This is a genomic window from Enterobacter sp. E20 (genome assembly GCF_000801755.2).
In the GTDB taxonomy this organism is placed as follows: domain Bacteria; phylum Pseudomonadota; class Gammaproteobacteria; order Enterobacterales; family Enterobacteriaceae; genus Enterobacter; species Enterobacter asburiae_B.
Genome location: NZ_CP012999.1, coordinates 486,680 through 509,809 on the forward strand (window position 1 = coordinate 486,680; position 23,130 = coordinate 509,809).

The 23,130-nt window shown below is 56.4% G+C and carries 18 protein-coding genes; 11 read left to right on the top strand and 7 right to left on the bottom strand.

Going from position 1 to position 23,130, the window contains the following annotated elements:
* Positions 1-2: 2 nt before the first annotated feature.
* A complete protein-coding gene (locus NI40_RS02305) occupies positions 3-1,046 on the bottom strand; it encodes a GlxA family transcriptional regulator (protein WP_039261045.1) in 1,044 nt (347 codons plus the stop codon).
* Between the two features lie 620 nt (positions 1,047-1,666).
* Here NI40_RS02305 and NI40_RS02310 point away from each other — a divergent pair.
* On the top strand, positions 1,667-3,121 hold the full coding sequence (locus NI40_RS02310; protein ID WP_269465138.1) for a beta-ketoacyl synthase: 1,455 nt from the start codon (positions 1,667-1,669) through the stop codon (positions 3,119-3,121).
* Between the two features lie 85 nt (positions 3,122-3,206).
* Here NI40_RS02310 and NI40_RS02315 read toward each other — a convergent pair whose 3' ends face one another.
* A complete protein-coding gene (locus tag NI40_RS02315; RefSeq protein WP_039261049.1) occupies positions 3,207-4,055 on the bottom strand; it encodes an SDR family oxidoreductase in 849 nt (282 codons plus the stop codon).
* Between the two features lie 84 nt (positions 4,056-4,139).
* Between NI40_RS02315 and NI40_RS02320 the strand changes: the two genes are divergently transcribed.
* Positions 4,140-4,526 carry a winged helix-turn-helix transcriptional regulator gene (locus NI40_RS02320; RefSeq protein ID WP_023331869.1) on the top strand — a complete coding sequence of 129 codons (387 nt, stop codon included), beginning with the start codon at positions 4,140-4,142 and terminating at the stop codon, positions 4,524-4,526.
* 554 nt (positions 4,527-5,080) lie between these two features.
* On the opposite strand, the gene NI40_RS02325 is transcribed toward NI40_RS02320, so the two are convergent.
* Positions 5,081-7,024, bottom strand: coding sequence for a bifunctional 2',3'-cyclic-nucleotide 2'-phosphodiesterase/3'-nucleotidase (locus NI40_RS02325; protein WP_039261052.1), 1,944 nt, complete (start codon positions 7,022-7,024; stop codon positions 5,081-5,083).
* Between the two features lie 190 nt (positions 7,025-7,214).
* Here NI40_RS02325 and cysQ point away from each other — a divergent pair, with 190 nt between their 5' ends.
* On the top strand, positions 7,215-7,955 hold the full coding sequence (gene cysQ / locus NI40_RS02330; RefSeq protein WP_023310160.1) for a 3'(2'),5'-bisphosphate nucleotidase CysQ: 741 nt from the start codon (positions 7,215-7,217) through the stop codon (positions 7,953-7,955).
* Here the strand turns inward: cysQ and NI40_RS02335 are convergent.
* Positions 7,949-8,506 (bottom strand): YtfJ family protein, encoded by a 558-nt coding sequence (locus NI40_RS02335; protein WP_033144484.1) that lies wholly within the window; start codon positions 8,504-8,506, stop codon positions 7,949-7,951. The genes cysQ and NI40_RS02335 overlap by 7 nt on opposite strands.
* Before the next feature lie 324 nt (positions 8,507-8,830).
* Between NI40_RS02335 and NI40_RS02340 the strand changes: the two genes are divergently transcribed.
* A complete protein-coding gene (locus tag NI40_RS02340) occupies positions 8,831-9,037 on the top strand; it encodes a DUF1107 domain-containing protein (protein ID WP_008501430.1) in 207 nt (68 codons plus the stop codon).
* 71 nt (positions 9,038-9,108) lie between these two features.
* Here the strand turns inward: NI40_RS02340 and NI40_RS02345 are convergent, their stop codons facing one another.
* Together NI40_RS02345 and msrA are read right to left on the bottom strand one after the other, a co-directional pair.
* The gene (locus NI40_RS02345) at positions 9,109-10,446 is read right to left on the bottom strand and encodes a hemolysin family protein (RefSeq protein WP_032662457.1); all 1,338 of its coding nucleotides are present in this window, start codon (positions 10,444-10,446) and stop codon (positions 9,109-9,111) included.
* A 254-nt stretch (positions 10,447-10,700) separates the two neighbouring features.
* Positions 10,701-11,342: a peptide-methionine (S)-S-oxide reductase MsrA gene (gene msrA / locus NI40_RS02350; RefSeq protein ID WP_029741954.1), complete on the bottom strand. Its 642-nt coding sequence runs from the start codon at positions 11,340-11,342 to the stop codon at positions 10,701-10,703.
* A gap of 224 nt (positions 11,343-11,566) precedes the next feature.
* On the opposite strand from msrA, the gene tamA reads away from it, so the two are divergent.
* The 3 genes from tamA to NI40_RS02365 are packed head-to-tail and all read left to right on the top strand — an operon-like array spanning position 11,567 to position 17,420.
* Positions 11,567-13,300: an autotransporter assembly complex protein TamA gene (tamA, locus tag NI40_RS02355; protein ID WP_039261054.1), complete on the top strand. Its 1,734-nt coding sequence runs from the start codon at positions 11,567-11,569 to the stop codon at positions 13,298-13,300.
* Positions 13,297-17,073 carry an autotransporter assembly complex protein TamB gene (gene tamB / locus NI40_RS02360; protein WP_039261056.1) on the top strand — a complete coding sequence of 1,259 codons (3,777 nt, stop codon included), beginning with the start codon at positions 13,297-13,299 and terminating at the stop codon, positions 17,071-17,073. Before tamA ends, tamB begins: the two co-directional genes overlap by 4 nt.
* A gap of 2 nt (positions 17,074-17,075) precedes the next feature.
* Positions 17,076-17,420, top strand: coding sequence for a gamma-glutamylcyclotransferase family protein (locus NI40_RS02365; protein ID WP_014830431.1), 345 nt, complete (start codon positions 17,076-17,078; stop codon positions 17,418-17,420).
* Between the two features lie 176 nt (positions 17,421-17,596).
* Here NI40_RS02365 and ppa read toward each other — a convergent pair whose 3' ends face one another.
* Positions 17,597-18,127 carry an inorganic diphosphatase gene (ppa, locus tag NI40_RS02370; protein WP_010427397.1) on the bottom strand — a complete coding sequence of 177 codons (531 nt, stop codon included), beginning with the start codon at positions 18,125-18,127 and terminating at the stop codon, positions 17,597-17,599.
* A 309-nt stretch (positions 18,128-18,436) separates the two neighbouring features.
* Here ppa and ytfQ point away from each other — a divergent pair, with 309 nt between their 5' ends.
* The 4 genes from ytfQ to yjfF all read left to right on the top strand — a co-directional run bounded on the left by ytfQ (position 18,437) and on the right by yjfF (position 23,053).
* The gene (gene ytfQ, locus NI40_RS02375; RefSeq protein ID WP_014882271.1) at positions 18,437-19,393 is read left to right on the top strand and encodes a galactofuranose ABC transporter substrate-binding protein YtfQ; all 957 of its coding nucleotides are present in this window, start codon (positions 18,437-18,439) and stop codon (positions 19,391-19,393) included.
* Between the two features lie 133 nt (positions 19,394-19,526).
* Entirely contained in the window at positions 19,527-21,029 is a 1,503-nt protein-coding gene (gene ytfR / locus NI40_RS02380; RefSeq protein ID WP_029741733.1) for a galactofuranose ABC transporter, ATP-binding protein YtfR, read from the top strand.
* Positions 21,030-21,039: 10 nt separating this feature from the next.
* A complete protein-coding gene (ytfT, locus tag NI40_RS02385; protein WP_165356711.1) occupies positions 21,040-22,065 on the top strand; it encodes a galactofuranose ABC transporter, ATP-binding protein YtfT in 1,026 nt (341 codons plus the stop codon).
* Complete coding sequence (gene yjfF, locus NI40_RS02390) at positions 22,052-23,053, top strand: galactofuranose ABC transporter, permease protein YjfF (protein ID WP_023293434.1); 1,002 nt, start codon at positions 22,052-22,054, stop codon at positions 23,051-23,053. The genes ytfT and yjfF overlap by 14 nt, the downstream gene beginning before the upstream one ends.
* The last annotated feature ends 77 nt before the right edge of the window (positions 23,054-23,130 follow it).

Consider the following 23,130-nt stretch of genomic DNA (forward strand, 5'->3'; position numbering starts at 1 on the left):
GTTTATGCACTAAACATCTTTGCCCGGACGGTCTTACGGTAATCCCCCGGTGAAACCGTTGTTTTATGCTTAAACTGGCGATTAAAGTGCGCAATATCCTGATATCCAACCGCATTCGCAATCTCCTGAATACACAGATTGGTGGATTGCAGCATTGTCATGGCGGATTCAATTCTGGCGGTTAATAAATACTGCAGTGGGGACATGTCGGTGGCATTTTTAAAGCGGCGATTAAAGTTGCGCAAACTCATGCCAGCCATATCTGCAAGATTCTGCATGGATATATCCGAGGCGCAGTTGGCTTTTATCCAGATTTGAATTTGAATAATATCTTCATCCGGATGGGGCTTGTTTTCTTCACTGTAACATTGGCGTTCAAACTGGCTACGAATTTCATGGAAAAATGTCCGTTGAGTATGTGTGGCTACACGTTTCCCGTATATCGTTTCTATAAAATGGATCGTCAGATCTGACAGGGCCTTAACGCTTGCAGCGCAGAAAATATTATCGGCCTGAGTGAGAAAATGCTTTGTCTGTAATTTTACGCTGGGGTAGTCACGCGAGAATTGTTTGAAGTAGTGCCAGTGGGTGGTGGCGGGCTTTCCGTTGAGCAATCCCGACTCCGCCAGAAAACAGCAGCCCGTTCCGACGGCGGCGATGCGGGTTCCTCGCGCGGCCTGCTCGGTCAGCCATTCCAGAAGTTCAGGCTGTTGTCTGACCACCGCGCGAGGGTTGCGCCACAGGGCAGGAAGATAGATCACGTCATAGTGCCTGTCTGCGGCAAGGGTGGTATCGGCGGTAATGCTAAAGCCACTGTGCGTCAGAATGGGCTCGCTGTTTATGCCAATGGTATTCACCTTCAGAATATTCTCCGGGCGACAGAGCCTGAAGGGTGACTTCTCCGGTTTGTGCGTGCCTGCGTGGGATGTTGTTTTTTGCTCAGCTAAATAGCTACTGGCTGCCGCTTTCCACATTTCAATCGGAAGACTGAGACCGGAACTTAGCATGCGTTCACATAACACAAATCCTATTTGTGTATTTGTCATTTTTGATTAATACCTGTTTTGACTATTATTTTTGGTAGCTCATCGTTGCCGTGGCCAAAAAAGTCAGCGTTTTGGCTGGATTTTCATATTAGCTTTTGTTGGTGATTTGTAAACTAATATCTGAAATTATCGCACTTGCTTAATAAAATAAATCCACGACCACGAGAGAATAAATTATGGTGAAATTACCCGTAATAACGGCTTTTGGCGGCTATGGTCCAGCTGGTCGTAGTTCTTCACATCATGCATTTCATCGAATGATTATTGAGTCATTATCGGAAGAGGAAAGGCAGGAAACATTATTATCGTTAGCTATCCTGATGGGCGTACTTAAATATGATGAAGGTGGATATCGCGATATTTCCGGTGAAAGGTTTACACCTGCTCAGGCTGCCGCGAGGATAAAAGACGAGGTGCTTGAGGGAACCCTTATCAGAAAAATTACGCGCGACTACTTTGATGTCGATGCTATTGCCGGCCATGCAAAATTGAATATGGCTTCAGGCGAAGAGGGATTCAGTTTTAATATATCTGCCAGGCAATTACCTCAACCCTTACCGGCGGGATGGCACGTTGAAGAATTAGCGGATCGGCATGTCCGTATTACCGTTCAGGGAGAGATGGACTGCAAAATTGAGGCGTTGCTGCGCACGGAGGTTCAGGCTGCAGGGCTGTTGCCGCAGGGATTCCGTCCGGGCGACCATTACAATTCGCAGTTCCATCCGCGGGCGTTACAAATGGCGATTGTCGGAGCGTCAGACGCCATCAACGCCCTAGGGATCCCGTGGCGAGAGGTACAGGCCAAAATCACGCCGGATCAGCTCGGCGTCTATTCGGGCAATATCATGGGGCAGCTCGACGATTATGGCTTTGGCGGAATGCTGCAGTCGCGCCTGAAAGGCCATCGCGTCAGCGCCAAACAGTGCCCGCTGGGCCTGAACAGCATGTGCGCCGATTTCCTCAATGCGTATGTGCTGGGTAGCGTCGGTCATACCAGCGCCACGCTGGGGGCATGCGCCACGTTTCTGTATAACCTGAATGCGGCAGTTGAGGATATCAAAGCGGGGCGCATTCGCGTAGCCGTCGTTGGCAGCGCCGAAGCGCCGGTCACCTCAGAAGTGATTGAAGGATTCGATGCCATGGGCGCCCTGGCAACGGAGAGCAAGCTTAAGCACATTGATGAAACGGAAACGGCCGACTGGCGCAACAGCAGCCGCCCGTTTGGCAACAGCTGCGGTTTTGTTATCGCAGAATCCAGCCAGTATGTCGTGTTAATGGACGACGAGCTGGCGCTGCAGCTTGGCGCAGAGATCCACGGTTCGGTGGGGAATGTCTTCATCAACGCTGACGGCTTTAAACGCTCTATTGCGTCACCGGGGCCGGGGAATTACATCACCGTGGCGAAAGCCGTAGCCTCAGCGGTATCGATGGCCGGGATAGAGACGGTGCAGAAGGGATCGTTTATTCAGGCGCACGGCTCAAGCACGCCGAAGAATTGCGTCTCCGAGGCGGATATTTTTGACCGCGTTGCGCAAGCCTTTTCGATTCGCGACTGGCCGGTGACGGCGGTGAAATCGTACCTCGGTCACTCCCTGGGCCCAGCCAGCGGCGACCAGCTGATCGGCTGCCTCGGCGTCTTCCGCTATGGTATTTTGCCGGGAATTAAAAGCGTGTCCCACATCGCACCGCGGGTGAACAACGCGCGCTTAACCATTCCTCTTCAGGACTGCAAATTAGAGGAAGACCAGGGACAAATTGCCTTTATTAATTCAAAAGGCTTTGGCGGTAATAATGCCACGGGGGTGGTTTACTCGCCAAAGCTTACCCATCAATGGTTGCGCAAACGCTATGGGGAAGCGGTGTTTGCGGATTATCAGCAGCGTAACCGCCAGGTGCGACGTCAGGCTAACGCCTACGACGAGGCGGCCTCGCAGGGTGAACTCAATGTCATTTATCTTTTCGGCCAGCAGGGGATAAATGAGGAAGATATTAAGATTGATACGAATGGCATCACCATTCCCGGATTTGAAAAACCGATAACGTACGCGACGGATAAAGAATACCCGGACTTTTAATCGTTATATCTGTTTTTATTATTAATAAATATGAGCGGGCCGGGTAAGGGAAATCACCCGGCCGCAGGAAAGAACGGTGACACCGTTAAAGAATGGCTTTAATACTCTGCGCCAGCGGCGTCGTTGCGCGCCCGATCAGTTTGCTCAGCGTATGGCTATCGTCAAAGAGTCCCCCTTTGGACGCGCCCACATCCGAGTCCGCCAGCATATCTGCCAGTCCGGCAGGCAGGCCGACGCTTTTCAGCGCGGCGGCAAAATCCGCTTCACTGAGATTCTGATAGGCTACCGGCTTCCCGCTCTGTTTGCCGAGTTCAGCCGCCAGTTCGCTCAGCGTCCAGCCGTGGTCGCCCGCCAGTTCGTAGACCTTGCCCGCGTGTCCCTCTTCTGCGATCACTTTGGCGGCCGCCGCGGCATAGTCTGCACGGGTGGCAGAGGCAATTTTGCCTTCGCCTGCCGCACCAATAAACACGCCGTGTTCCAGCGCAGGCGGCGCGCTCGCAAGGTAGTTTTCGGTATACCAGCCATTGCGCAGCAGGGCATAAGGGATGCCGGACGCCGCCAGCGCTTTTTCAGTGGCAACGTGTTCAACGTGCAGACCCAGCGGGGAGTTGTCCGCATGCAGCAGGCTGGTGTAGGCGATAAATTTCACGCCTGCTGTTTTGGCGGCGTTAATCACGTTCTGGTGCTGGGTTGCGCGCTGGCCGACTTCGCTGGAAGAGATCAGCAGCAGCTTATCCACGCCGCTCAGCGCGGCGGTGAATGCGGCTTCATCCGTGTAGTCCGCCTGGCGAACGACAATTCCCTGCTGGCTTAAGGCCTGCGCTTTCGCCGGGTTACGTACGATGGCCACAATCTGGCTGGCCGGTACGGTTTTCAACAGCTGTTCGATAACGAGATGGCCAAGCTGGCCGGTAGCGCCGGTAATCGCGATCATGATGAATCTCCTTCGTGTTTGTCTGGTGTTGTGGCACACTAGCACCATAGCTAACTTTTAGTAAGTACGTACAAAAAGGTAAGTATGAAAACAACGATACCGACGCTCAGCGAACAAATGCGCGATGGCAATCTTTTCGCGGAACAGTGCCCTTCACGCGAGGTGCTCAAACACGTGACCAGCCGCTGGGGTGTCCTGATTCTGCTGGCCCTGCGCCAGGGAACGCATCGCTTTAGCGATCTGCGCCGTAAAATGGGCGGGGTGAGCGAAAAGATGCTGTCCCAGTCACTCCAGGCGCTGGAGCAGGACGGGTTTGTCGATCGCGTGTCGTATCCGGTGGTGCCGCCGCACGTAGAGTATAGCCTGACGCCGATGGGGATTGAGGTCAGCGAGAAAGTCGCTGCGCTGGCGGACTGGATTGAGGTGAATACCCCGAAGGTGATGGCGAACAGGGACGATCGTGCGGCCTGATGTCTTCACCCTGACCTAATGCCTGCGTGGGCGACCCCCTCTCCCTTGAGGGAGAGGGCTGGGGTGAGGGGGGAACATATAACTCTGGTGGTCATTCCGTTCACTTTATGTTCCTTGCTTCTCTGTAACGACATGGCCTGTGAACGTGCCAGGGCGGCTCAATCGCCGCCGCCCTGGCGACCCGGGCTCCCGGCGGTAAATCGCCGCTTCGCGGATTGCTCGCCCCATCCCTGGGGCTCACCCTTTCAGGGCCAGCTCAGGCGCTGTCCAAAATTGCTCCCGGCAATTTTGTCCTCAGCTTATTCCTTCAGGCTATCGGGTCGGGCATGAGCCTGCATCCCTGCAGGCCACGCTCTCTCGGCGCATCCTTGCGCCTCGCCCCGGCCTTGCGGGAACGCTTCGGCGATTTACAGCCGGACCAGGGCATCGCTGCAATTCATTAATTTTTCTGAAGAAATATTCATCGCTTCGAGTTGGAAAATTACTGAGGACCCCTCTCCCATAGGGAGAGGGAACAAACACGAAAAACGGCAACGTATGTTGCCGTTTTGTTTTTACTTGCTCAAATCCACCTGATAAATCGCGAACCCGATATCATCCGTTGCGACCTGCTTCATCGGATACTGGGCTTTATCCTTGATAAACGCGGCTGCCTTATCGGACGGCGACGTTTCTATGCGGATATCCAGTTTCGTATCGCTGTGGATCGGCGCGAGGCGCCAGTTGTTGTCCACCGCCGGATGAATTTCGCCCGCCTTCTTCGACTCCGCGCTGATCCACGCCGCCAGCACCGAGCGGTTCTCGTCCGGCGAGGCAAAGGCGATGTGGCTATCTCCCGTACCGGCAAACTTACCGCCGTAGGCGCGGTAGTTATTGGTCACCACCAGGAAGGTGGCATTCGGGTCGATCGCCTTGCCGTTGAAGGTCAGGTTTTTGATGCGCTCCGCCTGCGGGTTGATCGCCTGACACTCGCCGTCATATTTCGCCGGCTGGGTGACGTCAATCTGGTAGTTTACGCCGTCGATCACGTCGAAGTTATAGGTACGGAAGCCGTCCCAGTTAATCAGCGACTGCGGCTTACTGCTGTGCGGGTCAATCTGGTTAAACTGTCCGGCAGAGCACTCCAGCCACTCTTTCACCTCCTGGCCCGTCGCTTTTACCACCACCAGCGTGTTCGGGTAGAGGTAGAGATCGGCGGCGTTACGGAAGGTCAGCTGGCCTTTTTCGACTTCAACATAGCTTGCCGGGTCGTTCTTACGCCCGCCCACCTTGAATGGCGCAGCCGCTGACAGGACCGGCAGTTTTGCCAGATCCGGATCGCCCTGCACAAAGTGTTCCGCATAGGCTTTCTGCGCCATGTTGACGACCTGAACGGTCGGGTCGTCCTGCACCAGCGCCAGGAAGCTGTACATGTTATCGGCGGATTTGCCGATCGGCTTGCTGACGAATTCGCGCGTGGCGTCGTGATCGTGCTTCAGCACGTCGACCAGTTTTTTATCTTCCGCCGCCAGAGATTTTTTAGCCGCAGCGTCGTAAATCGGGCGCGCTTCGGCTTTTGACTGCGTCACCTTCCAGCTGCCGCCGTCGTTATTCAGCACCAGATCCACCACGCCAAGATGGTCGCCCCACATGCCCGGCATCACCGACGGCACGCCGTTGAGCGTCCCTTTCTCAATGTCCGCTCCTTTTATGCTGGCGAAATCTTTGCCCGGGAAGACCGCGTGGGCGTGGCCGAACAGGATCGCGTCGACGCCCGGGACTTCACTCAGATAGTAAACGGAGTTTTCTGCCATGGCCTGATACGGATCGGCGGAGAGGCCCGAGTGGGCGACAACGACCACCAGATCGGCGCCTTTTTCGCGCATTTCCGGCACGTATTTCCGCGCGGTTTCGGTGATGTCGTTAACGGTCACTTTGCCGTCGAGGTTGGCCTTATCCCACGTCATGATCTGCGGCGGCACAAAACCGATATAGCCGATTTTCAGCGTCTGTTTTTTACCGTCCTGGTCGACGACGTTGGTCTCTTTAATCAGATAAGGGGTAAAGAGCGGCTTTTGGGTCTTAACGTCGATGATATTGGCGTTAACGTACGGGAATTTCGCACCGGCAAGGGCGTCATGCAGGTATTTTAGACCGTAGTTGAATTCGTGGTTACCGAGGTTGCCGACGGTATAGTCCAGGGTGTTCATCGCTTTATAAACAGGATGGATCTCGCCTTTTTTCAGCCCCCTGGTCGCCATGTAGTCCCCGAGCGGACTGCCCTGAATGAGATCGCCATTGTCGACCAGCACGCTGTTTTTCACTTCGCCACGCGCCGCATCGATCAGGCTTGCCGTGCGTACCAGGCCGAATTTTTCCGTCGGGGTATCTTTGTAGTAATCGAAGTCCATCATGTTGCTGTGCAGATCGGTCGTTTCCAGAATACGCAGATCTACCGTCGCCGCCTGTACGCTTGCTGCAATCAGCGTCGCCAGAAGCGTTGCACTAAACTTAATCATCAGAGGAGTCCTTTTTTCGATGCAGAGCACAAAAGAGTATGTATCTATAGCTTGTTGCTTACAGAAATGTGAATCCTGACAGAAAAAAGTCACCTGAAACCGGAATTGCTTCACAGATAGCGGAATTGTTCACATTACGATATAACTAAAACAAAGAGTTAACCTCACTGCGTTAACAAAGAGGTGGAAAATGCTAGATAAAATTTGTCAGCTCGCACGGGATGCGGGAGATGCCATCATGCAGGTGTATGACGGCAGTAAACCTATGGAGGTGGTCAGCAAGGCCGACGACTCTCCGGTCACGGCGGCGGATATCGCGGCGCATAAGGTGATCCTGAAAGGATTACAGGCCTTAACGCCGGACATCCCCGTTCTGTCAGAAGAAGCGCCGCAAAGCTGGGACGAGCGCCAGCACTGGCAGCGTTACTGGCTGGTCGATCCGCTGGACGGGACAAAAGAGTTCATCAAGCGCAACGGTGAATTCACCGTCAATATCGCCCTGATTGAGAAGGGCAAAGCGGTGCTGGGCGTGGTCTACGCGCCGGTAATGAAGGTGATGTACAGCGCTGCAGAAGGGAAGGCGTGGAAGGAAGAGTGCGGCGTGCGCAAGCAGATCCAGGTGCGCGATGCGCGTCCACCGCTGGTGGTGATTAGCCGCTCGCACAGCGACAGCGAGCTGCAGGAGTACCTGCAGCAGCTGGGTGAACACCAGACCACCTCGATTGGCTCATCGCTGAAATTCTGCCTGGTGGCGGAAGGCCATGCGCAGCTCTACCCTCGCTTTGGGCCAACCAACGTCTGGGATACCGCGGCAGGTCATGCCGTTGCCGCGGCCGCCGGGGCGCACGTTCACGACTGGCAGGGCAAGCCGCTGGACTATACCCCGCGCGAATCCTTCCTCAACCCCGGCTTCCGCGTCTCTATCTACTGAGCCAGCAGCTTATGCAGCAGGTCGACAACCTGCTGCACCTCTTCCTGGGTTAACGCGCCGTCTTTCGCCCACTGTACGCGGCCCTCTTTATCCAGCACGATAATCGCGGAGCTCTCTTCTTCCAGCTGCCAGGCCTTACGGGTTACGCCGTTGCTGTCGACGATAAACTGCGACCACGGGTAGAGCTTTTTATTGCTCTCAAGGCTGGAGCGCACAAACATCCCGGAGCCCGGAATGGCGTCGTCGGTGTTAACAATCGTGGTCGTCTGGTAGCGGTCGTGAGGGAATTTTGCGGCCTTGATCGCTTCCACCAGGGTAGCATTTTTCTCTTTTGCGGATGTACGACCGGCAATATGTTGTACAACTCTCACTTTGCCCGCGAGCTGCGCGCTATTCCAGGGTTTGTAGCTAAACTTATCATTGTCGAGAATCAATTCTCCCCGGTCAGCAATGCCGACTGGCGGTACACGTTGTCCTTTTTCAATGTTGTGAGCGGAAGCCCACAGCGGCAGCAGCAGGCAGGCTGCTGCAAGGATATTACGTAGGGTCATGGCGTTTCCTTATTGTTTGCAGGTGATCCGACCACTTGGTCTTGCGCTTTTAATCATAAGTGCGATCAATGGGGTTTTCCCGCAATCCCGATGCCAGTTTGCGGGCGAACGCACATATCCATGAAAAAACGACGGCTTATACTGCGCCCGGTCACGCTTTGCAAAGATTATTCTGAATAATTGTAATCAAACGGTAAATAAACTTATGCACACTGGGTAACACCGTAGTTCTGGTCTATAGTCATTGGGCATTAAAATTTGCGCTCAGGACAGTCGGGCCGATTGTGGCACCGCAAGAGCGTATGATTCGCAGGAGATACAAGAATGAAAATTTTCCAACGCTACAACCCGCTTCAGGTGGCGAAGTACGTGAAGATCCTGTTCCGTGGACGGTTGTACATCAAGGATGTTGGCGCTTTTGAGTTTGATAAGGGCAAGATCCTTGTCCCAAAAGTGAAGGACAAACAGCACCTGTCTGTGATGTCCGAAGTCAACCGTCAGGTTATGCGTCTGCAGACTGAGATGGCTTAACCAACGTGCTATGCAGTAGTTAAAAAAACGGCTCCCAATGGGAGCCGTTGATGTTTGTAGAGGCTGGCGCTTTACGCCGACACCTTCTCTTCCGCGTCCGGCAGCTTCGGTACCAGTACGGTCGGTTTATTGTCGATGCGGGTCACGAGCAGTTGGTCGATGCGGTAGTTATCAATATCCACCACTTCAAACTTGTAGCCGGAGAACTTCACCGAGTCGGTACGTTTCGGGATCTTACGCAGCATAAACATCATAAAGCCGCCAATGGTCTCGTAGTTACCGGACTGCGGGAACTCGTCGATATCCAACACGCGCATCACGTCTTCAATCGGTGTGCCGCCATCAATCAGCCACGAATTATCGTCACGCTGAACAATCTGCTCTTCCAGCCCCTGGCCAACCAGGTCGCCCATCAGCGTGGTCATCACGTCGTTCAGGGTGATAATACCCACCACCAGCGCGTATTCGTTCATGATAACCGCGAAGTCTTCCCCGGCGGTTTTGAAACTTTCCAGCGCTTCTGAGAGCGTCAGAGTGTCCGGCACAATCAGGGTATTGCGGATCTGCACGCCGCTGTTAAGCGCCAGGCTCTGGTTTGCCAGCACGCGGTTCAGCAGGTCTTTGGAGTCGACGTAACCGATGATGTGGTCGATATCTTCATTACAGACCAGGAACTTAGAGTGCGGATGCTGCGCCACTTTGTTCTTCAGGCTCTGCTCATCTTCATGTAAATCGAACCAGATAATGTTCTCACGGCCCGTCATGGAAGACGGCACGGTACGGGATTCCAGTTCGAATACGTTCTCAATCAGCTCGTGCTCCTGCTTGCGCAGCACCCCGGCCAGCGCGCCGGCTTCAACCACCGCATAAATGTCGTCAGAGGTGATGTCGTCTTTACGCACCATCGGCAGCTTAAAGATGCGGAAAATGACGTTCGCCAGGCCGTTGAAGAACCACACCAGCGGACGAAACACGTACAGACAGAAGCGCATCGGGTTGATGATACGCAAAGCCACAGCTTCTGGCGCAATCATACCGATGCGTTTCGGGGTCAGGTCTGCAAAGAGGATGAACAGGCCGGTTACCAGCGAGAAGGAGAGGATAAAGCTCAGCTGTTCGGCCAGTTCAACGGACATGTACTTAACAAACAGACTATAAAACGCCGGAGAAAACGCCGCATCACCCACGATACCGCCGAGAATGGCGACCGCGTTGAGGCCAATCTGCACCACGGTGAAGAACATCCCGGGGTTTTCCTGCATTTTCAGGATACGGGTAGCATTGATGTTGCCTTCATCGGCAAGCAGCTTCAGTTTGATTTTACGGGACGCGGCCAGCGAGATCTCAGATATCGAGAAAAACGCGCTGACGGCAATCAGACAAAGTATTACTAAAATACTGTTTAACATAGTTTATCCGGCTTCTCGCCAGATCCTCAGAAGGGGAGTTGATACCATTCGTGTGAAAACACATTGAAAATCAGCTCGTAGCGTTGAGCCGATTATTTCAGCGGGTAGTATAGCGTAAAGAGATGTAAATCTGCCAGAGGTCACAATTTGGCGAAGATGGCCGGAGGGGGCGGCTGGTGGATGAATGTTAAGCTGTGAGACAACGCTGTCGCTTCTTTGAGCGCCACGCGGCTCGCGTGGCGCTGGGTCGATAATCAGGCCAGCTGTGGCGGCAGGCAGACGCCGATGCCCCCGATACCGCAGTAGCCGTAGGGGTTTTTATGCAGATACTGCTGGTGATCGTCCTCGGCATAGTAGAACGGTTTCGCGGTGGTGATTTCCGTCGTCACCTCGCGCGTATCGCCCGCTTCACGCATGGCCTGCTGGAAACGCTCAAGGCTGGCGCGCGCGGCGGCATCCTGCTCGGGCGTGAGCGGATAAATGGCCGAACGGTACTGTGTGCCGTGGTCGTTGCCCTGACGCATGCCCTGCGCCGGGTCGTGGTTTTCCCAGAAGACCTGCAGGAGCTGCTCGTAGCTGATGACTGCAGGGTCATAGACCACGCGTACCGCTTCCGCATGCCCGGTTTCGCCGGAGCAGACTTCGCGATAGGTAGGATTCGGCGTGTAGCCGCCCGTGTAGCCAGCCGCCGTGCTGTAAACGCCGGGCAGCTGCCAGAAGAGGCGCTCAACGCCCCAGAAGCAGCCCATGGCGAACAGGGCGATTTCCATTCCCTCCGGCACGTTGGTCATGGAATGGTTATTGACGGCGTGTAAGGTCGCCACAGGCATAGGGGTGTTGCGTCCCGGTAATGCATCAGTTTGTGAAACCAGATGCTTTTTGTCGAATAAACTCACGATGGGGCCTCCCGGGGTGCGATGTTTCGGTTAAGGTTGTCACGAAGCGTTTAATTGAACACAATAAATGCGCTGAATGAGTCTAGATTTAATCATAAGAAATATTTGGGTGTTACACCCGTTTTCAACCCGTGATTTGGGTTTTTGGCCAACAGGCCGTATTTTGCCGCGGAGCGGTACTTCATTTGCTTCCAGGGTGGAAACAGGGATATTCAGGAGAAAACGTGACAAAAATCCGCCAGTTATGTTTAGTCAGTGTATTGCTGACAAGCGGGATTGCCAGCGCGGCGAATGTCCGTTTGCAGGTTGAGGGGTTATCCGGGGCGCTGGAAAAAAACGTGCGTGCGCAGTTGTCGACCATCCAGAGTGATGAGGTGACGCCGGACCGGCGTTTTCGCGCGCGCGTCGATGACGCCATCCGTGAAGGGCTGAAAGCGCTGGGGTATTACGAACCCACCATTGATTTCGATCTCCGCCCGCCGCCAAAGAAGGGGCGCCAGGTTCTTATTGCCCGCGTTTCGCCGGGTGAGCCGGTACTGATTGGCGGCACGAACGTCATTCTGCGCGGCGGGGCGCGTACCGACCGGGATTACCTGGACCTGCTCAGCACGCGGCCGAAAATCGGTACCGTGCTTAACCACGGTGACTACGATCATTTCAAAAAAGAGCTGACGAACGTTTCCCTGCGTAAGGGCTACTTCGACAGCCAGTTCAATAAAAGCCAGCTGGGGATTGCGCTGGATCGGCGTCAGGCCTTCTGGGATATCGACTACGACAGCGGAGAACGCTACCGTTTTGGCGATGTGACGTTTGAAGGTTCGCAAATTCGTGAAGAGTATCTGCAAAACCTCGTGCCGTTCAAAAAAGGGGATTACTACCAGTCGAGGGACCTGGCGGAACTGAACCGTCGTCTTTCCGCTACCGGCTGGTTTAACTCCGTGGTTGTCGCGCCGGAATTTGATAAGTCTCGCAAAACGAAGGTGTTGCCGCTGCATGGCGTTGTCTCGCCGCGCACCGAGAACACCATTGAGACCGGTGTTGGCTACTCGACGGATGTTGGACCACGCGTGAGAACCTCGTGGAAAAAACCGTGGATGAACTCGTACGGTCACAGCCTGACCACCAGCCTGAGCCTCTCTGCGCCCGAGCAGCAGCTGGATTTCAGCTACAAAATGCCGCTGCTGAAAAATCCGCTTGAGCAATATTACCTTGTGCAGGGCGGTTTTAAGCGCACCGACTTGAACGACACCAAGCAGGACTCAACAACGCTTGCGGTCTCCCGCTTCTGGGATCTCTCCAGCGGCTGGCAGCGCGCCATTAACCTGCGCTGGAGCCTGGACCACTTTACCCAGGCCAACGTCACCAATACCACCATGCTGCTTTATCCGGGCGTGATGATCAGCCGTACCCGCTCGCGCGGGGGACTGATGCCGACCTGGGGCGACTCACAGCGCTACTCCATTGATTATTCCAACTCCGCCTGGGGCTCCGACGTGGACTTCTCCGTCCTGCAGGCGCAAAACGTCTGGATCCGCACGCTGTATGACAAACACCGCTTTGTGATGCGCGGCAATCTCGGCTGGATTGAAACGGGAGACTTCGAGCGCGTTCCGCCGGATCTGCGCTTCTTCGCCGGGGGCGACCGCAGCATTCGTGGGTATAAGTACAAATCGATCTCACCTGAGAACGAAAAGGGCCAGCTGACCGGTGCGTCAAAACTGGCGACCGGATCGCTGGAGTATCAGTACAACGTCAGCGGAAAGTGGTGGGGCGCCATGTTTGTTGACGGCGGTGAGGCGGTGAACGATATCCGCCGCAGCGACTTCAAAACCGGCGCGGGCGTGGGCGTACGCTGGCAGTCACCCGTCGGGCCCATCAAGCTCGACTTCGCCGTGCCTGTCGGCGACAAAGAAGAGCACGGATTACAGTTTTACATCGGTCTGGGGCCTGAATTATGAGTTTATGGAAGAAAATAAGCCTCGGGGTGCTGATTTTTATCGTGCTACTGCTCGGTACGGTGGCGTTTCTGGTGGGAACGACGACCGGGCTGCATCTGCTGTTTAACGCTGCGAACCGCTGGGTGCCGGGGCTGGAGATTGGCCAGGTAATGGGCGGCTGGCGCGATCTGCGTCTGAAGAACATCCGCTACGAGCAGCCGGGCGTGGCGGTGAACGCCGGGGAGTTCCACCTGGCAGTGAAGCTGGGCTGCCTGCGCGACAGCAAGCTCTGCGTCAACGATCTGTCGCTAAAAGACGTCAACGTGGCGATAGATTCGAAAAAAATGCCGAAGTCTGCGCCGGTCGAGGAAGAGGACAGCGGCCCGCTGAATCTCTCCACGCCGTACCCGATCGCGCTCTATCGGGTCGCGCTCGATAACGTCAACATCAAAATCGACGACACCACCGTGTCCGTGATGGATTTCACCTCCGGCCTGCGCTGGCAGGAGAAAAACCTCACCCTGACGCCGACGTCCCTGCAGGGCTTGCTGATCGCGCTGCCGAAGGTGGCCGACGTGGCGCAGGAAGAGATCGTCGAGCCGAAGATCCAGAACCCGCAGCCGGAAGAAAAGCCGCTGGGCGAAACGCTGAAAGATCTCTTCTCGAAGCCTGTGCTGCCGGAAATGACCGACGTTCATCTGCCGCTGAATCTCAACATCGAGGAGTTCAAAGGCGAGCAGCTGCGCCTGACCGGCGATACCGATCTGACGGTCTACACCATGCTGCTGAAGGTCAGCAGCATTGACGGCAATATGAAGCTCGACGCGCTGGATATCGACACCAATCAGGGCTCGGTGAATGCGTCAGGGAATGCCCTGCTGCGCGACAACTGGCCGGTGGACATCACGCTTAACAGTGCCCTCAACATCGATCCGCTGAAAGGCGAAAAGGTGAAGGTCAAAGTGGGCGGTGCGCTGCGCGATAAGCTGGATGTCGGGGTCAATCTCTCCGGCCCGGTGGACATGGTCCTGCGCGCGCAAACGCAGCTGGCGGAAGCCGGGCTGCCGCTCAATCTTGAGGTCGTCAGCAAGCAGCTTTACTGGCCGTTCACTGGTGAAAAGCAGTTCCAGGCCGATGACCTGAAGCTGAAGCTGAGCGGCAAGATGACCGACTACGTGCTCTCGTTCCGCACCGCGGTGAAGGGGCAGGGCGTGCCGCCTGCGAATATCACGCTGGATGCGAAGGGCAACGAACAGCAGGTCAACCTCGACAAGCTGACCGTCGCGGCGCTGGAAGGTAAAACCGAGCTGACCGCGCTGCTCGACTGGCAGCAGGCGATCAGCTGGCGCGGCGAGCTGAAGCTGACGGGCATTAACACCGCCAAAGAGGTGCCGGACTGGCCGTCGAAGCTGGATGGCCTGATTAAAACCCGCGGCAGCCTGTACGGCGGTACGTGGCAGATGGACGTACCGGAAATTAAGCTCACCGGGAACGTGAAGCAGAACAAGGTTAACGTTGAAGGCTCGGTGAAAGGCAACAGCTATCTGCAGTGGGTTATCCCGGGGCTGCACGTGGCGCTGGGCCGCAACACGGCGGATATCAAAGGCGAGCTGGGGGTGAAGGATCTCAATCTGGACGCCACCATCGACGCGCCGAATCTCGACAACGCCCTGCCGGGTCTGGGCGGCACGGCGAAAGGTCTCGTGAAAGTGCGCGGTACGGTGGAGGCGCCGCAGCTGCTGGCGGACATTACCGCCAATAACCTGCGCTGGCAGGAGCTGAGCGTTGCCCGCGTCCGCGTGGAAGGGGATGTGAAATCCACCGATCAGATCGGCGGTAGCCTGAACCTGCGCGTGGAGCGCATTTCTCAGCCGGACGTGAACATTAACCTGGTCACCCTGGACGCCAAAGGGAACGAGAAGCAGCACGACCTCCAGCTGCGCGTGCAGGGCGAGCCGGTCTCCGGCCAGCTTCACCTCACCGGCAGCTTTGACCGCAAGGAAGAACGCTGGAAAGGAACGCTGGACAACACGCGCTTCAATACGCCGGTTGGGCCGCTGGCGCTGTCGCGCTCCATCGCGCTGGACTACCGCAACGCCGAGCAGAAGATCAGCATTGGGCCACACTGCTGGACCAACCCGAATGCGGAGCTGTGCGTACCGCAGACCATCGATGCGGGTGCGGAAGGGCGCGCGCAGATCAACCTCAACCGCTTCGATCTGGCGATGCTGAAGCCGTTTATGCCGGACACAACCCAGGCCAGCGGCGTCTTCAGCGGGAAAGCCGATGTCGCCTGGGACACCACCAAAGAGGGGCTGCCGCAGGGCAGCGTCACGCTGTCCGGGCGTAACGTGAAGGTGACGCAGGAGGTCAACGACGCGCCGCTGCCGGTGGCGTTCGATACCCTGAACCTGAGTGCCGATCTGCATAACAATCGCGCACAGCTGGGGTGGACGATCCGCCTGACCAACAACGGTCAGCTGGACGGGCAGGTCCAGATTACCGAGCCGCAGGGACGGCGTAATCTGGGCGGCAACGTCAACGTCCGTAACTTCAACCTGGCGATGGTGAACCCGATTTTCGCGCGCGGGGAAAAAGCGGAGGGCATGCTGAACGCTAACCTGCGCCTGGCCGGTAACGTGCAAAGCCCGCAGCTGTTCGGTCAGATACGGCTCAGCGGCGTGGATATCGACGGTAACTTCATGCCGTTTGACATGCAGCCCAGCCAGATCGCGATGAACTTCAACGGCATGAGCTCGACGCTGAGCGGCTCGGTATTGACGCAGCAAGGGCAAATCAACCTGAGCGGCGACGCGGACTGGAGCCAGCTCGACAACTGGCGCGCCCGTATTGCCGCGAAGGGCAGCAAGGTGCGCATCACCGTACCGCCGATGGTGCGCCTGGACGTCTCGCCTGATGTGGTCTTTGAAGCCACGCCAAGCCTCTTCACGCTTGACGGACGCGTCGACGTGCCGTGGGCGCGCATCGTGGTTCACGACGTGCCGGAAAGCGCGGTCGGCGTCTCAAGTGATGAAGTGATGCTCAATGAAAATCTGAAACCTGTCGAACAGAAGAGCGCGGGCATACCGATCAATAGTAACCTCATCGTGCACGTGGGGAATAACGTGCGGTTGAATGCGTTTGGGCTGAAGGCGAGGCTCACGGGCGACCTGAAAGTCGCGCAGGATAAACAGGGGCTTGGCCTGAACGGGCAGATCACTATCCCTGAAGGACGTTTCCACGCCTATGGTCAGGATCTGATTGTGCGCAAAGGCGAGCTGCTGTTCTCCGGTCCACCAGATCAGCCCCTGCTGAACATCGAGGCGATTCGTAACCCGGAAGCGACGGAAGACGACGTCATTGCTGGCGTTCGCGTCACCGGTTCCGCCGACGAACCGAAGGCGGAGATCTTCTCTGACCCGGCGATGTCGCAGCAGGAAGCCCTCTCTTATCTGCTGCGTGGACAAGGTCTGAACAGCGGACAAAGCGACAGTGCGGCAATGACCTCGATGTTAGTGGGTCTGGGGGTTGCACAAAGTGGGCAGGTTGTGGGTAAAATCGGCGAGACGTTCGGCGTAAGCAATCTGGCGCTGGACACCCAGGGCGTGGGTGACTCCTCGCAGGTGGTGGTCAGCGGCTATGTACTGCCGGGTCTGCAGGTAAAATATGGTGTGGGGATCTTTGACTCACTGGCAACTCTCACGTTACGCTATCGCCTGATGCCCAAGCTATATCTGGAAGCAGTGTCCGGCGTAGACCAGGCACTTGATCTGCTCTATCAGTTTGAGTTTTAGCAATGCGAATATTTGTCTACGGCAGTTTACGAACCAAGCAAGGCAACAGTCACTGGATGACCAATGCCCTGCTGCTGGGGAATTACAATATCGAGAACTACCAGTTGTACAGCCTGGGCCACTATCCAGGCGCGGTTCCGGGCGAAGGAACAGTACAGGGTGAAGTCTATCGTATTGATAACGCGACGCTTGCCGAACTTGATGCCTTGCGCACCAGGGGCGGTGAATACGCACGCCAGTTGATCCAGACGCCGTACGGAAGTGCGTGGATGTACGTCTACCAGCGTCCGGTCGAAGGGTTAACGCGGATTGTAAGCGGTAACTGGTTAGACAGAGACCAGTACTGAAAAAAACAACGCCACCGTGAGGTGGCGTTGTTTTTTTCGTCTCTTGCCGGGTGGCGCTGCGCTTACCCGGCCTACAATGAACATGTAGGCCCGTGCAAGCGTAGCGCCGCCGGGCGAAACTCTCCAACCATAAAAAAAGCCCCGACTTGCGGGGCCTTCATTAACAGCGGTAAGAATTACTTCTTAGCAGCGCGTTCGAAAGAGGCGATGATTTCTGCTTTCGCCGCTTCTGCGTTGTCCCAACCGTCAACTTTAACCCACTTGCCTTTTTCGAGGTCTTTGTAGTGCTCGAAGAAGTGAGTGATCTGCGCTTTCAGCAGCTCTGGCAGGTCGTTCACATCTTTGATGTGATCGTATTCTTTGCTCAGCTTGGTGTGCGGTACCGCAACCAGCTTCGCATCTTCACCGGATTCGTCGGTCATTTTCAGCACGCCAACTGGACGGCAGCGAATGACGGAGCCTGGCTCCAGTGGGTATGGCGTTGGGACCAGCACGTCAACCGGGTCACCGTCCAGAGACAGGGTGTGGTTGATGTAACCGTAGTTGCACGGATAGAACATCGCGGTAGACATGAAACGGTCTACGAACAGGGCGCCGCTCTCTTTGTCCACTTCGTATTTGATCGGATCTGCGTTAGCCGGGATTTCGATAACTACGTAGATGTCTTCTGGCAGTTCTTTACCCGCTGGGACGTTGAGTAAGCTCATGTCGGTGTCCTTTAAAATGGATGGTAAACAAGTGGCAGGTATTATAGCCAACTCGCGCTGAATGTCTCCGCCTGTTTTCGCTTTCTCTCCCCGCTTTCTCCACTTTTCAGACCGATTCCATGACAGAAAAATCCATAAACTCAGCCGCATTTTTCATGGTTAAATGAAAGCGATTACAAACTTGTGATTAACGTTTTATTCACTTTTCTGAAGTGTGATGTAACGCAATTCGTTACATATTTCATGGGCTATAGTCATTTCGCAGAACATCTTTTAACCAACAATAAACACCCCTACGAGGACGCTCATATGTGGAAGCGCTTACTTCTTGTCACAGCAGTTTCGGCAGCCATGTCGTCTATGGCGATGGCCGCTCCCTTAACCGTAGGTTTTTCGCAGGTCGGCTCTGAATCTGGCTGGCGAGCGGCAGAAACCAACGTTGCCAAAAGCGAGGCTCAGAAACGCGGCATTACCCTGAAAATCGCCGATGGTCAGCAAAAACAAGAGAATCAGATCAAAGCCGTGCGCTCCTTTATCGCCCAGGGCGTGGATGCCATCTTTATTGCACCCGTCGTGGCGACCGGCTGGGAACCCGTCCTGAAGGAAGCGAAAGACGCTGAGATCCCGGTCTTCCTGCTCGACCGTTCCATCGACGTTAAAGACAAATCCCTCTATATGACCACCGTGACCGCCAACAACGTGCTGGAAGGGCAATTGATTGGCGACTGGCTGGTGAAACAGGTCGACGGCAAGCCGTGTAACGTCGTTGAGCTGCAGGGCACTGTCGGCGCGAGCGTGGCCATCGACCGTAAAAAAGGCTTTGCTGAGGCCATCGCTAAAGCGCCAAACATCAAGATTATCCGCTCTCAGTCCGGCGACTTTACGCGCAGTAAAGGTAAAGAGGTCATGGAGAGCTTCATCAAAGCTGAAAACAACGGCAAGAACATCTGCATGGTTTACGCCCACAACGATGACATGGTGATCGGTGCGATTCAGGCAATTAAAGAAGCGGGCCTGAAGCCGGGCAAAGATATCCTCACCGGCTCTATCGACGGCGTGCCGGACATCTACAAAGCGATGATTGACGGTGAAGCGAATGCCAGCGTGGAGCTGACGCCTAACATGGCGGGCCCGGCATTCGACGCGCTGGAGAAATTCAAGAAAGACGGCACGATGCCTGAGAAGGTGACGGTCACCAAGTCCACGCTCTACCTGCCTGACACGGCGAAAGAAGAGTTAGAGAAGAAGAAGAATATGGGCTACTAAGAACCGCGCCCCTCACCCCAGCCCTCTCCCCGGAGGGGAGAGGGAGAAAGGCAGGGCGGAGCTGGATATTAACAATTGGCACGATCAATCCCCTCTCCCCTCCGGGGAGAGGGTCAGGGTGAGGGGGAAAACCATGACCACTGAACAACACCAGGAAATCCTCCGCACAGAGGGCTTAAGCAAATTCTTCCCCGGCGTAAAGGCGCTGGATAACGTTGATTTCAGCCTGCGGCGCGGTGAGATCATGGCGCTGCTGGGCGAGAACGGCGCGGGAAAATCGACGCTGATTAAATCCCTCACCGGCGTTTATCACGCCGATCGCGGCACCATCTGGCTGGAAGGCAACGCCATTTCGCCGAAAAATACCGCCCATGCCCAGCAGCTGGGGATCGGGACGGTGTACCAGGAAGTAAACCTGCTGCCGAATATGTCGGTGGCGGATAATCTGTTTATTGGCCGTGAGCCGCGACGTTTTGGCCTGCTGCGCCGCAAAGAGATGGAGGCGCGGGCGACAAAGCTGATGGAGTCGTACGGCTTCTCCCTTGACGTCCGCGAGCCGCTGAACCGCTTTTCCGTGGCGATGCAGCAGATCGTCGCCATCTGTCGCGCGATCGATCTCTCCGCGAAGGTACTCATCCTCGACGAACCCACCGCCAGCCTCGATACCCAGGAAGTTGAGATGCTCTTTACCCTGATGCGCCAGCTGCGCGATCAGGGCGTCAGCCTGATCTTCGTTACCCACTTCCTCGATCAGGTATATGAGGTAAGCGATCGCATCACGGTGCTGCGCAACGGCAGCTTTGTCGGCTGCCGCGAAACCCGCGAGCTGCCGCAGATCGAACTGGTGAAAATGATGCTGGGCCGCGAGCTGGAAACCAACGCCCTTCAGCGCGCCGGGCGCACGCTGCTCAGCGAGAAACCGGTCGCCGCGTTCAGCGATTACGGCAAGAAAGGGGTGATCTCACCGTTTAATCTGGAAGTCCGCCCGGGCGAAATTGTCGGGCTGGCGGGCCTGCTGGGCTCCGGCCGGACCGAAACCGCCGAGGTGATATTCGGGATCAAACCGGCCGACAGCGGCACCGCGCTGATCAAGGGCAAACCGCAAACCTTACGATCGCCGCATCAGGCCTCCTGCCTGGGCGTCGGCTTCTGCCCGGAAGATCGGAAAACGGACGGCATTATTGCCGCGGCCTCGGTGCGGGAAAATATCATTCTGGCGCTGCAGGCCCAGCGCGGCTGGCTGCGCCCGATCCCACGTAAAGAGCAAAACGCCATTGCCGAGCGCTTTATCCGTCAGCTGGGTATTCGTACCCCGAGCGCGGAACAGCCCATCGAGTTCCTCTCCGGCGGCAACCAGCAGAAGGTGCTGCTCTCCCGCTGGCTGCTGACCAAACCTCAGTTCCTGATCCTCGACGAACCGACCCGCGGCATTGACGTGGGGGCGCACGCCGAAATTATCCGGCTTATCGAAACCCTGTGCGCGGACGGTCTGGCGCTGCTGGTTATTTCGTCCGAGCTGGAGGAGCTGGTGGGCTATGCCGATCGCGTCATCATCATGCGCGATCGCAAACAGGTGGCAGAGATCCCGCTGGATAAGCTGTCCGTTCCGGCGATCATGAATGCCATCGCGGCATAAGGAGTAAATCGTGATGCCCCGTTCGCTTTCGCAAACCGGTGAGTCTAAGCGCCGCTTCAGCTGGCCAACCGGCACGCCGCAAATCGCAGCGCTGCTGGTGGTGCTGCTGGTTGATAGCCTGGTCGCGCCGCATTTCTTCCAGATTATCGTGCAGGATGGCCGCCTGTTTGGCAGCCCGATAGACATTCTAAACCGTGCCGCGCCCGTGGCGCTGCTGGCCATCGGGATGACGCTGGTCATCGCCACCGGCGGGATTGACCTCTCCGTCGGCGCGGTGATGGCTATCGCCGGGGCCACGGCAGCCTCCATGACCGTGTCCGGACACAGCCTGCCGGTGGTACTGCTGGCGGCCTTAGGCACCGGCGTGCTGGCCGGATTATGGAACGGCATTCTGGTGGCGGTGCTGAAAATTCAGCCCTTTGTCGCCACCCTTATCTTAATGGTGGCCGGGCGCGGCGTGGCGCAGCTGATTACCTCCGGGCAGATTGTCACCTTTAACTCGCCGAGCCTGGCGTGGATCGGGAGCGGCAACCTTCTGTTCTTCCCGACGCCGGTGATCGTTGCCCTGGTCACGCTCGTTGTCTTCTGGCTTTTCACCCGCAAAACGGCGCTGGGCATGTTCATTGAAGCCGTCGGGATCAACATCCGCGCCGCGCGCAACGCCGGGGTCAACACCCGGCTGATGGTGATGCTGACCTACGTGCTGAGCGGCGTCTGCGCCGCCATCGCCGGGGTCATCGTCGCGGCGGATATTCGCGGGGCCGATGCCAACAACGCGGGGCTCTGGCTGGAGCTGGACGCGATCCTCGCGGTAGTGATCGGCGGTGGATCGCTGATGGGCGGGCGCTTTAACCTGCTGCTCTCGGTGATTGGCGCGCTGATCATTCAGGGAATGAACACCGGGATCCTGCTTTCGGGGTTCCAGCCGGAACTCAACCAGGTGGTGAAAGCGGTGGTCGTGCTCTGCGTGCTGATCGTCCAGTCGCCGCGCTTTGTCAGCATCATTAAGGGGATCCGTGGCCATGATAAAACGTAATTTACCGTTGATGATCACGCTGGGCGTGTTTGTGCTGGGGTATCTCTACTGCCTCACCCAATTCCCCGGTTTTGCCTCGACGCGCGTGATCTGCAATATCCTGACCGATAACGCCTTTTTAGGCATCATCGCCGTCGGGATGACCTTTGTGATCCTCTCCGGCGGGATCGATCTCTCCGTCGGGTCGGTGATCGCGTTTACGGGCGTGTTCCTCGCGAAGGCGATCGGCTTCTGGGGGATCTCTCCGCTGGTGGCGTTTCCGCTGGTGCTGGCGATGGGCTGCGCGTTTGGTGCCTTTATGGGGCTACTGATCGACGCGTTAAAAATCCCGGCGTTTATCATTACTCTCGCCGGGATGTTCTTCCTGCGCGGAGTGAGCTATCTGGTGTCGGAAGAGTCGATTCCGATTAACCATCCGGTGTACGACACGCTCTCCAGCCTGGCGTGGAAAATTCCCGGCGGCGGCCGCCTGAGCGCGATGGGGCTGCTGATGCTGGGCGTGGTGGTGATTGGCATCTTCCTCGCCCACCGTACCCGGTTTGGCAATCAGGTTTACGCCATCGGCGGTAACGCCACGTCGGCAAACCTGATGGGGATCTCCACCCGCAGCACCACCATCCGCATCTATATGCTCTCGACCGGCCTGGCGACGCTGGCGGGGATCGTCTTCTCGGTGTATACCCAGGCGGGCTATGCCCTTGCAGGCGTGGGCGTTGAGCTGGATGCGATTGCTTCTGTGGTCATCGGCGGCACGCTGCTCAGCGGCGGGGTGGGGACGGTGCTGGGAACGCTGTTCGGCGTGGCTATCCAGGGGCTGATACAAACCTATATCAACTTTGACGGCACGCTCAGCTCCTGGTGGACGAAGATCGCCATCGGCATTCTGCTGTTTATTTTTATTGCCCTGCAGCGTGGCCTGACGGTGCTTTGGGAGAACCGTCAAAGCTCGCCTGTTACCCGCGTAAACACATCGGTAACAGAGCGATAACACGCTGAATTTGCTTAAAGTCTAAACATTTTCCGGTAGCGGCCGATACTCTTTTTTTATGCCCAGAAATATCTCGC

Excerpts from the sequence above, each read along its gene's own strand:
- ppa (WP_010427397.1), bottom strand. The coding sequence starts at position 18,127 with ATGAGCTTACTCAACGTCCCAGCGGGTAAAGAACTGCCAGAAGACATC.
- NI40_RS02365 (WP_014830431.1), top strand. The coding sequence starts at position 17,076 with ATGCGAATATTTGTCTACGGCAGTTTACGAACCAAGCAAGGCAACAGT.
- ytfR (WP_029741733.1), top strand. The coding sequence starts at position 19,527 with ATGACCACTGAACAACACCAGGAAATCCTCCGCACAGAGGGCTTAAGC.
- NI40_RS02340 (WP_008501430.1), top strand. The coding sequence starts at position 8,831 with ATGAAAATTTTCCAACGCTACAACCCGCTTCAGGTGGCGAAGTACGTG.
- NI40_RS02320 (WP_023331869.1), top strand. The coding sequence starts at position 4,140 with ATGAAAACAACGATACCGACGCTCAGCGAACAAATGCGCGATGGCAAT.
- tamB (WP_039261056.1), top strand. The coding sequence starts at position 13,297 with ATGAGTTTATGGAAGAAAATAAGCCTCGGGGTGCTGATTTTTATCGTG.
- ytfQ (WP_014882271.1), top strand. The coding sequence starts at position 18,437 with ATGTGGAAGCGCTTACTTCTTGTCACAGCAGTTTCGGCAGCCATGTCG.
- yjfF (WP_023293434.1), top strand. The coding sequence starts at position 22,052 with ATGATAAAACGTAATTTACCGTTGATGATCACGCTGGGCGTGTTTGTG.
- NI40_RS02305 (WP_039261045.1), bottom strand. The coding sequence starts at position 1,046 with ATGACAAATACACAAATAGGATTTGTGTTATGTGAACGCATGCTAAGT.
- NI40_RS02310 (WP_269465138.1), top strand. The coding sequence starts at position 1,667 with ATGGACTGCAAAATTGAGGCGTTGCTGCGCACGGAGGTTCAGGCTGCA.
- NI40_RS02335 (WP_033144484.1), bottom strand. The coding sequence starts at position 8,506 with ATGACCCTACGTAATATCCTTGCAGCAGCCTGCCTGCTGCTGCCGCTG.
- NI40_RS02315 (WP_039261049.1), bottom strand. The coding sequence starts at position 4,055 with ATGATCGCGATTACCGGCGCTACCGGCCAGCTTGGCCATCTCGTTATC.
- NI40_RS02345 (WP_032662457.1), bottom strand. The coding sequence starts at position 10,446 with ATGTTAAACAGTATTTTAGTAATACTTTGTCTGATTGCCGTCAGCGCG.
- NI40_RS02325 (WP_039261052.1), bottom strand. The coding sequence starts at position 7,024 with ATGATTAAGTTTAGTGCAACGCTTCTGGCGACGCTGATTGCAGCAAGC.
- cysQ (WP_023310160.1), top strand. The coding sequence starts at position 7,215 with ATGCTAGATAAAATTTGTCAGCTCGCACGGGATGCGGGAGATGCCATC.